Annotated in this window: 8 protein-coding genes; 3 read left to right on the top strand and 5 right to left on the bottom strand. The window is 72.8% G+C overall.

Features of this window, described 5'->3' with window-relative positions; genetic code table 11:
• Positions 1–12: 12 nt before the first annotated feature.
• Entirely contained in the window at positions 13–1,350 is a 1,338-nt protein-coding gene (locus ACFV2S_RS15860; protein ID WP_385558519.1) for a hypothetical protein, read from the bottom strand.
• 520 nt (positions 1,351–1,870) lie between these two features.
• Between ACFV2S_RS15860 and ACFV2S_RS15855 the strand changes: the two genes are divergently transcribed.
• Both ACFV2S_RS15855 and ACFV2S_RS15850 read left to right on the top strand, forming a co-directional pair.
• A complete protein-coding gene (locus ACFV2S_RS15855) occupies positions 1,871–3,289 on the top strand; it encodes a chondroitinase-B domain-containing protein (RefSeq protein WP_385558516.1) in 1,419 nt (472 codons plus the stop codon).
• Positions 3,290–3,525: 236 nt separating this feature from the next.
• Positions 3,526–4,287, top strand: a complete 762-nt coding sequence (locus ACFV2S_RS15850) for a hypothetical protein (protein WP_385558513.1) — start codon at positions 3,526–3,528, stop codon at positions 4,285–4,287.
• Here ACFV2S_RS15850 and ACFV2S_RS15845 read toward each other — a convergent pair.
• The 4 genes from ACFV2S_RS15845 to ACFV2S_RS15830 all read right to left on the bottom strand — a co-directional run bounded on the left by ACFV2S_RS15845 (position 4,256) and on the right by ACFV2S_RS15830 (position 8,929).
• On the bottom strand, positions 4,256–5,659 hold the full coding sequence (locus tag ACFV2S_RS15845) for a GH1 family beta-glucosidase (protein WP_385558510.1): 1,404 nt from the start codon (positions 5,657–5,659) through the stop codon (positions 4,256–4,258). The genes ACFV2S_RS15850 and ACFV2S_RS15845 overlap by 32 nt on opposite strands.
• Before the next feature lie 56 nt (positions 5,660–5,715).
• Positions 5,716–6,582: a carbohydrate ABC transporter permease gene (locus tag ACFV2S_RS15840; RefSeq protein ID WP_385558507.1), complete on the bottom strand. Its 867-nt coding sequence runs from the start codon at positions 6,580–6,582 to the stop codon at positions 5,716–5,718.
• Positions 6,579–7,541 carry a carbohydrate ABC transporter permease gene (locus ACFV2S_RS15835; protein WP_385558504.1) on the bottom strand — a complete coding sequence of 321 codons (963 nt, stop codon included), beginning with the start codon at positions 7,539–7,541 and terminating at the stop codon, positions 6,579–6,581. The genes ACFV2S_RS15840 and ACFV2S_RS15835 overlap by 4 nt, the downstream gene beginning before the upstream one ends.
• 83 nt (positions 7,542–7,624) lie before the next feature.
• Positions 7,625–8,929 (bottom strand): extracellular solute-binding protein, encoded by a 1,305-nt coding sequence (locus ACFV2S_RS15830; protein ID WP_385558501.1) that lies wholly within the window; start codon positions 8,927–8,929, stop codon positions 7,625–7,627.
• 282 nt (positions 8,930–9,211) lie between these two features.
• On the opposite strand from ACFV2S_RS15830, the gene ACFV2S_RS15825 reads away from it, so the two are divergent.
• Entirely contained in the window at positions 9,212–11,980 is a 2,769-nt protein-coding gene (locus tag ACFV2S_RS15825; RefSeq protein WP_385558498.1) for a glycosyl hydrolase, read from the top strand.
• Positions 11,981–12,091 lie beyond the last annotated feature (111 nt).

Below are 12,091 nucleotides of genomic sequence, written 5' to 3'. Positions count from 1 at the left end.
TCCACCACACCCTCAGGGGTGGGTGAACACCCCGGTCATGCGGGTGTCCGGGTTGCTGCTCATCCCGACGATCGCGCCGCCGTCGGCGCGGTTGACCCGTGCGTGCGCACCCGCGTAGCCCTCGTCGGTGAGGAAGAACCCCAGCGCCGCGATCCAGTCGTCCACGGTCCCGGTGGCCGGGTCGTACACGGGCTCGGGCCGCGGCACGACCCGCTCCTGGGCCACGTAGCCGCCGCGCTCCACCGCGAGGTCCAGGGCCTTCGCCCAGTCGGCCTCGGTGCACTCCCAGCCCACGAACGTGTCCAGACCGCCGTACCCGGCCCCGGGCTTGAGGATGAGCCGCTCCCGCCGCTCCCGGCACAGGTCCAGCAGCCCGGCGGGGCCGGAGGCGCGCAGCGCCCGGCTCCACGGCAGGACCCGCTCGACGAGCGCCCGCTCGCCGGCGTCGAAGGCATCGCTCCACAGCGGGTCGGACAGGAGCGCGAGGGCGCTCTTGTGGGAGTACAGACCGCTCTCGAACGACGTGAACAGCACGGTCCTGCCCGCTTCGTGGGCGCGGAAGAAGGGCTCCGCGGCCTCCGGGCCCGCCGGGTCGTCGAGCAGCTGGCTCGCCGCGAAGTTCCGCAGCACCAGATCGAGCGGGGTGCCGTCCAGGGTGAGCTTTCCGTCGGCGCGCGCGCGTACGTCGCCGATCTCACCGATCCTCAGGTCGAGGCCGTGCCCGGCCATCGCCTCCTGGGTGGCGCGCATCAGCCTCCCGTACGGGCCGACACCGCCGTGCCCCTCGATGAGCCCGATCACCGGCTCCGCCGAGCCGGACAGCGCGGGGCGGGCCCGGTCGCGCAGGACGGCGGCCATCCGGCCGGCGATGTCCACATGGCCCAGGCCGTGCTCGCGCGCGAACCCGCCGAACTCGGGGACCCGCAGCAGCGCCTGGCCGAGGACGTCCATGTCGAGGCCGCCGATCTCGCTGCCGAGGTTGAACTCCAGCAGCCTGAACGCGGTGCCGTCGTGGTAGGCGTCCGCGCGGCCCAGCTTGGCCGGGACGCCCGATCCGGCCCGGCGCAGCAGCGCGACCAGCGGCGGCTCGATCCCGATCTCCGCGGCGTACCGCTCGACGTCCCCGCCGAAGAGCCGCTCCGGCAGGGACACGAGCAGCTCGAAGAGACCCTCCAGGTCCCGTGCGAACGCGGCCGTCTCCGCGGCAGGGACGAACCACGGCCGGGGGAGCAGATGAGGACGCCACGCCGTCTCGAAGGCCGGGGGCAGCTCGGCCCGCGCGACGGCCGTCGCGAGCCCGCCGTCCCCGCGCAGGCACGCCGCCACGTGGATCCGGCTCAGCTCGGTCATGTGATCGCTCGCTTCACTGGGAGGTGGGGGACGTGCTCCGAAGGGCGAGCAGGTTACCTCAGCACCCGACCCGTCCTCCCGCCCCCGCGCGACGATCTGTCAGGTGGCCGACCCGGCGCCGATCGTGCGGGCGCGTCCCCGCCCCGGCGTTAGCGGAACGTGAGTGAGACGTGAGCGGCACCGGGCAGGGTGGTCCGGGTCGGCAGGCCGCGGCGGGGTGACCAACCGCGCGTCGGTCCGCCGGCGCGTTCCGAGGAACAGACCGGAACGGGCGGGACCGAGGCGGGCGCCGTGGCGGCCGTCGTCCTGGCGGGTGCCGTCGTGGGGCTGCACCGGACAGGACGGACCGAGGCCGCCGGGGAGGCGGCGTCCGTGACCGGCCCCGGCCTGTCGGGAACCGGTGCGGGCCGTGGGGGCCCGCACCGGGCCCCGGCGGGCCGGGGTCCCCTCGCCGTCCCGTCGGCACGGCTTCCTGGGCGCAGGACACAGAACGACGACTTCCCCTTCTCCAGGAGGCATCATGCGACGACGTACCTTCCTCAGAGGCTCGCTGCTGGGCGCGGCGGCCGCCGCGGTCCCGCTCGACACCCTGCTCGCGACCGGCGCGGCAGCGGCCGAACCGGCCCCGGTCACCTCCCTCGCCGCGCTGCAGAGCGCGATCGACCGGGCGGTTCCCGGCGACCGGATCGTCGTCGCCGACGGCACGTACACCGTGCCCTCGGGCGGTGCCATCGACGTCTCGGGACGCAGCGGCATCACGATCGTCTCGCAGACGCGGGGCGGCGCCGTCCTGCGCGGAGAGCGCAGCTTCGTCCTCGACGGCGCGAGCGCGGTCACCATCAGCGGGTTCGCGCTCCGGCAGAGCGGCACCCTGGAGATCCCGGCCGGCACCACGGGCATCCGGCTGACCCGCAACGACATCCGGTTCGCGGACGTGGACGGCCTCGACTGGGTCCTGGTGGAGGGGGACGACGTCAAGGTCGACCGGAACCACTTCCACGACAGGACCACCCAGGGCATCTTCCTCGTCGTCGACGGGCCCGGCACGACCGCCGTCGCCCAGCGCCTCCAGGTCCTGAGGAACCACTTCTCCGGCCATGCCTACACGGGTGCCAACGGCGGCGAGTCGATCCGGCTCGGCGTCAGCAGCCGGGCCCTGTCCGTCGCCGACGCGACCGTGGAGTACAACCTGTTCGAGCGGTGCGACGGCGACCCCGAGGCCATCTCGGTGAAGTCCTCCGGCAACACGATCCGCTACAACACGATCCGCGACAGCCAGGGCGGCATCGTGCTGCGCCACGGCAACGGCACCACCGTCGAGGGCAACTGGGTCCTCGGCGGCAAGGAGGGCATCCGGCTCTACGGGAACGACCACCTGGTCGTCAACAACCACCTGGCGGGCCTGACCGGCCGGGCCCTCGTGATCGGCAGCGGCACCACGCGCGACCACACCGCCGGCGAGACCACCGAGCAGCGGCGAGGCAACGACGCCTGCGACCGCGCGGTCATCGTCCACAACACCCTGCGGGCCAACAAGAGTTCCCTCTCGGGCGAGACCCGCGCCTTCGAGCCGCGCGACGTGGTCGTCGCCGACAACCTCATCGTCGGAGACAGCGGCAGCCTCGTCGCGCTGGGCGCGAACACCGGCTTCCTCTGGCAGGGCAACATCCTCTGGGGCGCGGCCTCCGACGGCACCCTCCCCAACGCCGGCTACACCCGCGTCGACCCCCGCCTGGCGCCGTCCACGGACGGTGTGTACCGGCTCGCGGCGGGCAGCCCGGCGATCGGCGCCGCGACCCTCACCACGACGCCGGTCCCGGAGGACATCGACGGCCATGCCCGGGGCACCGCCCGCGACGTCGGCTCCGACGAGTACTCCACGCTGGCCCCGGTCCGCCGTCCCCTCACCTCCACGGACGTCGGCCCGAACGCCTCCTGACCGTCAGGTCGTGGCCGTCGGCACCGTGACGGTCACGACCGCCACCGTCGCGGCCCGCATGCCGCGGAGGGCGTGACGGACGTCCCCGGCGGCCCCACCGGCCGGTCGAGGACCCGGCCGGCCCCGCGTGTCTTGCGGTCTCCCGCCGAAGCGGAGGGCGCCACCGGCTCCCGGCCGTCCCCCGTATGATCACCAGGACCTTGATCGACTCGGTGACTTCCCGGGGGAGCGCGCACGTGAACAGGTGGGGGACGGCCGTCGCCGCGGTCGCACTGGCGTCGGTGGTGGCGGGCTGCGGTTCCGGTGGACCGGCGGACGCCGGGCGCCCGTCGGGCAGGCCGGCCGACGCGGCGCCCACCACCGCGCACCCCGGGACCGGGCCGGCGGCGGGGGCGCTCGCCGCCGACACCGGCACCCGCTACAGCACCGTCGCGGTGCCGGCCATGGAGGGCCTCGTCTGCGACGAGGGCGACGGCGGCTTCCACTTCGGCAGCGACCTCGACATGACCGTCACCGGCGACGACGGGCTGAAGGAGATCGAGGACGACAGCCAGGACGTCGCCGACGAGGTGTCGTGCTTCGGCAGCCCCCGCACCGTCCTGCGCAAGGGCACCATGTCGGCCTCCGCGCCCACCTTCACCGCCAGGACCCACCTGTACGTGAGCGTGCCGGACCCCGCCGCCTCGCTGGACCGCATCGCCGCCGCCTCCATGGACCTCGCGAAGGACTACGGACGCAACCTCACCGGCGAGCCCGAGACCGTCACCAGCGCCTCCCTCGTCGTGGAGTGCCGGCAGAACGTCGCCGACACCTTCCCCATGACGACCTGCCTCTGGGCGAACTACGGGGCGGTCGGCGTCCTCGACTTCTTCCCCTTCGACGACCAGTACGTCCCGGTCGCGTCGGCCGCCCGGCTCACCCAGGACTTCGTCGCCGGAGCCCTGAAGAAGGAGGGTCCGGGCGCCCTCAGGCCTCCCCGAGACCGCCCCGGGCGATGACCTCCGCGTACCACCGGGCGCTGTCCTTCGGGGTCCGGCGCTGCGTCGCGAAGTCCACGTGGACGATGCCGAACCGCTTGCCGTAGCCGTAGGCCCACTCGAAGTTGTCGAGCAGGGACCACAGGAAGTACCCGCGCACGTCGGCGCCGTCCGCGAGCGCCCGGTGCACCGCCGCCAGGTGCGCGTGCAGATAGGCCACCCGCTCCGGGTCCTTCACGTTCCCCGAGGGATCCGCGTAGTCGTCGTAGGCAGCGCCGTTCTCGGTGATCACCAGGGGGACGCCCGGCAGTTCGTCGCGCAGCCGTACCAGGAGCTCGTGCAGTCCGCTCGCGTCCACCGGCCAGTCCATGGCCGTCCGGGGCCCGGGCACCGGCTCGAACCGCACGTGACGCTCGGCGCCCGCCCACGGCGACGGCGACTCCGAGGCACCCGCCGCGACGACCGCCGGCGCGTAGTAGTTGATGCCCAGGGAGTCGATCGGGGCGGCCGTCGTCGCCAGGTCGCCGTCCCGGACGAACGACCAGTCCGTCACGGCCGCGGTGTCGCGGACCAGGTCCTCCGGGAGCCGGCCGTGGAACACCGGGTCGAGGAAGATCCGGTTGCCGACCGCGTCGATCCGGCGCGCCGCGTCCAGGTCCTCCTGAGCCTGCGAGAAGGCCCGCACGGCATGCAGGTTGAGGGTCAGCGACACCTCCGCCGAACCGGGCAGCGCACCGCGCAGCGCCCGCGCCCCGAGGCCGTGCGCCAGGTTCAGGTGGTGCGCGGCGCGCAGCGCGGCGAGGTCGCTGGTCCGGCCCGGCGCGTGCACGCCGTTGCCGTAGCCGAGGAAGGCCGCGCACCAGGGCTCGTTGAGCGTGGTCCAGGTGGCGACGCGGTCACCGAGGGCGTCCGCCATGATCCCCGCGTACTCGGCGAAGCGGTACGCGGTCTCCCGGTGCGGCCAGCCCCCCGCGTCCTCCAGCTCCTGCGGCAGGTCCCAGTGGTAGAGCGTCACCACCGGCCGGATCCCCGCCTCCAGGAGCGTGTCGGCGAGCCGCCGGTAGAAGTCCAGGCCCTTGCGCACGGCCGGGCCGCGTCCGGTGGGCTGGACCCGCGGCCAGGCGATCGAGAAGCGGTAGTCGGTCACCCCGAGCCGCCGCATCAGGGCGACGTCCTCGTCGACCCGGTGGTAGTGGTCGGCGGCGATGTCACCGGTGTCGCCGTTGCGCACCTTTCCGGGCGTACGGCTGAAGGTGTCCCAGATGGAGGGGGTGCGGCCGTCCTCGGCGGCCGCCCCCTCGATCTGGTACGCGGCGGTCGCCGTGCCCCAGCGGAAGCCCTCGGGGAAGCGCAGGGCGGTCGTGCGGGCGGAGTGGGCGTCGAGCGCGGTCATGGGAAGGCAGCTCCCTGGAGTGAGAGGGCGGTAGGAGGAGGAGGGCGGGGCGGACGTCAGCCCTTGACCGCGCCCTGCATGATGCCGCCGACGATCTGCCGGCCGAGGAGGCCGAAGACGAGCAGCACCGGCAGGGTGCCCAGGAGGGTGCCCGTCATGATCACGGACTGGTCGTGGACGTAGCCGCCGCCGAGCTGGCGCAGCGCGACCTGCACGGTGGGCTCGGAGGAGGAGAGCGCGACGACGGGCCAGAAGAAGTCGTTCCACGCGGCCATGAAGGTCAGCAGACCGAGGACGGCCATGCCGGGCCGGGCGACCGGCACCACGATCGACCAGAAGATCCGGGCGGTGGAGGCCCCGTCGACCCGGGCCGCCTCGATCAGCTCGTCCGGCAGCGACTGCACCAGGTACTGCCGCATGAAGAACACCCCGAACGCCGACACGAGCCCGGGCAGGATCACCGACTGGAGCTGGTTCACCCACCCCAGCTCGGCGATCAGCATGAACAGCGGGATCACCCCCAGCTGCGGCGGGATCATCATGGTGCCCACGGTGACCGCGAGCAGCGCGCCCCGGCCCCGGAAGCGGAGCTTCGCGAAGGCGAAACCGGCGAGCGTGCAGCACAGCACGGTGCCGAGGGTGATCGACCCGGAGACGATCAGCGAGTTGAGCAGGGCCTTGCCGATGTCGGCCTCTTCGAGGACCGCCTCGAAGTTGCGCATCAGGTTCCGGCCCGGCAGCAGCGCGGGAGGGACGTTCGCCAGGTCGGCGTTGGACCGGCTCGCGGCGACGATCGTCCAGTAGAACGGGAACGCGGACACCAGGACGGCGACGACCAGGACCGTGTAGGCGAGCGGTCCGGCGTGCAGGGTGCGGCCCGCCCGCGCGGGTCCGCGGCGCGCCGGGCGGACGAGCGTGGTCATCGGCCGGCCTCCTTGCGTGAACGGCGGCGCGCGATCAGGGCGTTGAGCCCGACGAGCACCACGATGAGCAGGAACATCACCCAGGCGATGGCCGCGGCCCGCCCCAGGTGGAAGAAGCCCCAGCCCTGCTCGTACATGTAGAGGCCGAGGGTCTGGTACTGGTGCGAGATGCCGCCGGAGATCGACCCTTCGAGGAGCAGCGGCTCGCCGAACAACTGCGTCGCGCCGATCGTGGAGACGACGACGGTGAAGAGGATCGTGGGCCGCAGCCCCGGCAGGGTGACGTGGAGGAACTGGCGCCACCGCGAGGCCCCGTCCATGGCGGCGGCCTCGTACAGCTCGTCGGGGATGGACTGCATGCCGGCCAGGTAGATCAGCGCGTTGTAGCCGGTCCAGCGCCAGATGACGACCGTCGACACCGCGATCTGCGAGGCGACGGTGCCGTTCTGCCAGTCGACGGGGTCGAAGCCGACGAGGCCGAGCGCGTAGTTGATCAGCCCGAAGTCCCGGCCGAAGAGCTGGGCGAAGACGAGGGTGGCGGCGGCGACCGAGGTCGCGTACGGCAGCAGGACCGCCGTGCGCAGGAACGTGCGCCCGCGCATGCGGTAGTTGAGCAGGTGCGCGAGGCCGAGGGCCATCACCAGCTGCGGCACGGTGGACAGGACACCGATGGTGAAGGTGTTGCGCAGTGCGGTCCAGAAGTACGCGTCGCCGAAGAGCGCGGTGTAGTTGCCGAGGCCGCGCCACTCCATGTCGCCGGGGGTCTGGAGCTCCACGCGGTAGAGCGAGACGAAGGCCGTGTACAGCAGCGGGAAGAGGCCGAACGCGGCGAAGAGGGTGAAGAACGGGGCGAGGAAGGCGTACGGCGAGGCCGTCCGCCAGGCCCGCCGCGCGGCCCCCGGCCGGGGCGGCGGGGCGACGCGCGGCGGGGCCGGCGCCTGGGGTGCGGTGAGGGTCACGATGCGGCCCTTCGGTGAGGGTACGGGGCGGGGCGTGGGGAAGGGGGCGGGGCTCCGCGGGGCGGAGCCCCTCGCGGCGCACGTCAGCCGATGGTGTTCTCGACGCCCTTCCGCGCGTTCGACCAGGCCTTCTCCGGCGAGGTGCCCTTGCGCTCGACCTCGCTCAGCGCGTTGGTGATCTGCTGGGCGATGTTCTGGTCGTGCACGCCGAGGACCTGGACCGGTGCCGCCTTCGCCGCGTCGCCGAAGATCTTCCCGATCGGGGCGCCGGAGAAGTACGCGTCCTTCGCGCCCGCGACCTTCGCGATCGCACCCGTGGCGGAGGGGAAGTTGCCCTGCTTCTCGAAGAGCCGCGTCTGCTGCTCGGGCGCGGTGAGCCACGTGACCAGCTCGTACGCCTCCTTCTTGTGCGCTGCGGCCCTGGGTACGGCCAGGTAGGAGCCGCCCCAGTTGCCGGCGCCGCCGGGGAGCGGGGCGACGTCCCACTTGCCCTTGCCGGTCTCACCGGCCTGGCCCTTGATGTAGCCGAGCATCCAGGCGGGGCAGGGGATCGTGGCGAACGAGCCGGCGGCGAAGGCCTGGTTCCACTGGGGGGACCACTGGTCCAGCTTGGCGCTCAGACCGCCCTGGGCGGCCTCGACGGCGTGGTCCCAGGCGGTGCGCAGGGCGGGGTTGTCCTCCCAGATCAGCTTTCCGGAGGCGTCGTAGTACCGCTCCTTCTCCTGCCCGATCATGATCGAGTACAGGCTGCCGACGCTGTCGATCCAGGCGCTCCTGCCGGGTGCCTTCGCCTTGTACTGCTTCCCGAGGTCCAGGTAGCCGTCCCAGGTGGACCACTTCGTGGCCAGCTCCTCGCGGTCGGTCGGCAGTCCGGCCTTCCGGAACAGGTCCGTGCGGTAGCAGAGGGCCTCGGGGCCGACGTCCGTGCCGAGGCCGAGGACCTCGCCGCCCTTCCCGGTGGCGGCGGCCCACTTGGCCGGGGCGAACTGGTCCTTGAGCTTCTCCGCCCCGTACTTCCTGAGGTCCTCGAACCGTTCGGCCTGCTGCTGGGTGACGGAGGCGATCCGGCCGACCTCGATGCCCTGGACGTCGGCGAGGCCCCCGCCGCCGGCGAGCCGGGTCTGGAGGGACTTCCAGTAGTCGGCCTCGTCCTCGGTGTCGGTCTGCTTGATGGTGACGCCGGGGTGGAGCTTCTCGTACTCCGCGTACAGCCCGGCCTCCTTGTATCCGAAGGAGCCGAACAGGTCCACGGTGATCGTGACCTCGCCCCCGGCGCCGTCCCCGGAGGCGCCGTCCGTCGAACTTCCGCAGGCGGCGAGCAGTGCCCCGGTGAGCACGACCGCCCCCAGGCGGGAGGCGGTTCTTCTGGCGGCTCGGGCGATGGGCATGGGAAGCCTCCTTGGCTCCGGAACGAGCGAGAACGTCTGAGAGCGCTCTCAAGCCTGCGGGGGGAGCGTGCCCGTGGAGAGGGGGATCCGTCAAGGCTCGAAGGCGTATCGGACGGGAGACGAGCTCAACTCCCGCTTGTGTTCAATCCATTGACACAGTCGTTTCGAGGGTTTTACGTTTCCGACGTTCTGAGAGCGCTCTCACGAAGCCGCGCGGCGCTCTCGCACCGCTCCCCGTGCAAGCCCCCCATCCGTCGCGACGACGACACGAGGTGCTCCTTCATGCCAGCCCCCCGCACCAGGCCGACCACGGCAGTGGTCCTGGTCTCCGCCCTCGCCGCCCTGGGAATCGGCCCCGCCGCCGTCCCCGCGGCGGCCGCCACCGTACCGGTGGGCGCCGGAAGCTACTCCGACACGCGCCCCGCCGGCACCTCGGGCCCCACCACCAACACCGGCACCCCCGTCATCCCCAAGGTCACCCCCGCCGCCCAGGGCAAGCCGGTCCCCACCAACGACTGGTGGTCCTCCCTCGCCTTCCAGCGGTACGGGGACAACCCGTACTCCACCCCCATGTACGGCCACCCGCTCACCTACCAGGCGGTCGCCGGCGGCCTGGAGATCGGCTACCCGACGAGCCCCGCCGTCGTCGGCGACGGGCGCCAGTACGAGTTCGCCCACAAGCGCGACCTGACCCTCGGTCTCACCGGCCTCAACTCGCCCGACACGAAGGCCGACGCCTGGTCGGACTGGACCGTCACCCCCTACTGGTCCGACGGCGCCCGCACCCTGCGCACCACCATCGGCCACGGCCTGCCCTTCGTGTACGCCAAGGGCACCGGCGGCGACGCCCGGATCACCACGGCCGAGACGCCCACGGTCTTCGCCGACCAGGGCAACGTCCTCGGCATCACCGTCGCCGGCCACCACTACGCCCTCTTCGCGCCCACCGGCACCGACTGGAACGTCTCCGGCCAGACCGTCACCGCCGGACTCGGCGGCAAGGACTACTTCTCCATCGCCGTCCTGCCCTCCACCGACGCCCTCGCCACCTACCGGAAGTACGCCTACAGCTTCGTCACCGGGTCCACCGTGAACTGGAGCTACGACGCGGGGACCGTCCGCGCCACCTACGCGCTCACCACCGAGGCGAAGGAGGGCACCGAACGCGGCACCCTCCAGGCGCTCTACCGCCACCAGTGGCTGCACACCACCGACCCGCTCACCCCGTACACCTACGTCTCTCCGCGCGGCACCATGAAGGTCCGCGAGTCCGCCTCCTTCACGACCTCGCAGCGGGCCGCCGCCACCCTGCCGGCGCTCCCCGGCGCCGGAGTGGACGCCGCCCGGCTGCGCGGGTACCTGAACGAGGTGGCGAACTCCGCCGACCCCTTCTCGGGTGCGGTCGACACGTACTGGACGGGCAAGGCGCTCGGCAAGCTGGCCCAGCTCGTCCCGCTCGCCGACCAGATCGGCGAGGGAGCGGTCCGCGACAAGCTGCTCGGCCTCGTCAAGGGCCGCCTCCAGGAGTGGTTCACGGCGGGCGGCGCCAACGAGTTCTCGTACGACCAGGCCTGGAAGACCCTCACCGGGTACCCCGCCTCCTACGGCAGCGACACCGAGCTCAACGACCACCACTTCCACTACGGCTACTACGTGTACGCGGCGGCGATCGTCGCCCAGTACGACCCGGCCTGGGCCGCGGACTCCGCCTGGGGCTCCATGGTCAAGACCCTGGTCCGCGACACCGCCAACCCCAGCCGCACCGACGGCGCCTTCCCCTTCCTGCGCGGCTTCGACGTCTACGCCGGGCACAGCTGGGCCAGCGGCCACCAGGGCTTCGCCGCCGGCAACAACCAGGAGTCCTCCTCGGAGTCCACCAACCTCAGCGCCGCCCTCGTCCTCTGGGGCTCGGCCACCGGCGACACCCAGCTCCGTGACCTCGGCACCTACCTCCTGACCACCGAGGGCGAGGCCGTCTCCCAGTACTGGTTCGACGCCGACCAGCAGGTCTTCCCCGCCGCCTTCCAGCACGACACCGTCGGCATGGTCTGGGGCAGCGGCGCCGCGTACTCCACCTGGTGGACCGCGAACCCGGAGGAGATCCACGGCATCAACGTCCTCCCCGTCACCGGTGGTTCGCTCCAGCTCGGCGGGCGCCAGGACGCCGTCCGGCGCAACCTCGCCGAGATGGAACGCGAGAACGGCGGACCGGCCGTCGAATGGCGCGACATCCTCTGGGAGTTCCAGTCCCTGGCCGATCCCGGCGCCGCCAAGGCCAAGTGGGACGCGGGCAACGCCGGATACACCCCGGAGGCGGGCGAGTCCAAGGCCCACACCTACCACTGGCTCACGGCGCTCGACACGCTCGGCGCGCCCGACGCCTCGGTCACCGGCTCCCTCCCCACCTCGGCCGTCTTCCTGAAGGGCACCACCCGCACCTACGTGGCCCACAACCACGGCACGACCGCCCGCACGGTCACCTTCTCCGACGGCAAGTCCCTGACCGTCCCGGCCCGTTCCACCGCGACCGGCACCGGCACGGGCGGCACGGACCCGGGCCCCGGGCCCTCCACGGGGAACACCTTCCAGCTCCGCACCGGCGGCACCCTCACCACGGCCGGCGGAGCCACGGCGGGCAGCGACACCCTCGCCTCCGCCGGGGGAGCCAACCACGACGGCACCCCGGACCGCCCGCTGGTGTACGAGGTGAGGAACGTCGACGGCACGCTCAGGAGCGGCGGTTCGACGGCCTTCCGGCTGCAGGTGGACGCGGGCACGGCCGTCGGCCTGGGCCAGCAGGCCCGCGTCCGCTACGACCTCACCGGTGACGGCACCTTCGACCGCACGGAGACCTACCAGTACTTCGCGACGGACCCGGTCACCGGCTGGGAGGAGTACGCCCAGACGCGCGGCCTGAAGTCCGCCACCGGCACGCTCGGGGACCTGCGCGGCGGTACGGTCCGCCTGGAGGTCTGGAGCGCCATCGGGAACGCCGACGCACGGCTCCAGACGGGCACGGACCGCTCCGTCCTCGTCATCCCGTACGACTGACCCCGGGAGAGACGGGGGGGGGGCGGGGGGGCGGCGGGGGCGCGCCCCCCCCCCCGCCCCCCCCCCCCCCGCACCCCCCCCCCCCCCCCCCCCGAGACGCGGCCACCGGCG

It is taken from the genome of Streptomyces sp. NPDC059695, from assembly GCF_042733785.1.
Classification (GTDB): Bacteria; Actinomycetota; Actinomycetes; order Streptomycetales; family Streptomycetaceae; genus Streptomyces.
Note: the sequence above shows the minus strand (reverse complement) of the source record. Positions and strands in the feature narration are given on the sequence as shown.